The organism is Arenimonas malthae CC-JY-1, from assembly GCF_000747075.1.
GTDB classification, from domain to species: domain Bacteria; phylum Pseudomonadota; class Gammaproteobacteria; order Xanthomonadales; family Xanthomonadaceae; genus Arenimonas; species Arenimonas malthae.
Genome location: NZ_AVCH01000118.1, coordinates 1 through 629, shown reverse-complemented (window position 1 = coordinate 629; position 629 = coordinate 1). Strand labels below are relative to the sequence as shown.

1 pseudogene is annotated in these 629 nt (G+C 77.3%); it reads right to left on the bottom strand.

Annotated elements, in window-relative coordinates:
* Positions 1 to 629 (bottom strand): annotated as a pseudogene (locus N790_RS16335) (hypothetical protein); the annotation flags it as partial.

Below are 629 nucleotides of genomic sequence, written 5' to 3'. Positions count from 1 at the left end.
CGGCATGACGCCGGTGTCGCCGAAGCGCGGTGCGTTCCAGCCGGCCTGGCTGAACAGCGGGTTGCCCGGCGACAGCGCCACGCCCATCACCACCGCCTCGCGCCAGCGCGGGTCGAGCGTGCTGCGGACGCGGGCGCGCATTTCCTGCGCCGCGGCGTCGAAGCCCGGCTGGTCGTCGGACTTGTGCAGGTGGCGCAGCAGGCTGATGTGCGCCTCGAGATCGTCCGGCCTGGCCTTCACGGCGGACTGCAGGCGCGCCAGCTCGGCGTCACCGGGCGCGGGCGCGGCGGTGGGCTCCGGGGCCGGCTCGATGGCAGGTTCGACGCGGGCACCCGGCAGGCTGGCCTTGAGCGCCTCGTCGTCGGAAATGCGGCGGCCGGGCACCGGCGACGGCGCCGACGGGCGGCGTCCGCGCAGGGCGAGCACCAGGCCGCCGAGCAGCACCAGGCCACCGCCACCCAGCACCAGCGGGTTGGCGTACCAGGGCTCGGCGACGGGCGCGGGTTCGGGCGCGGCTTCGGCCACGGGGGCCTCGGCGGCGGGCACCGGTTCGGCGGCTGCCACCGGGGCCTCGGCGGCCTGCGCCGCGGCCAGGCGTTCCTGCAGGGCCTTGAGCTGGCTGCTCTGCA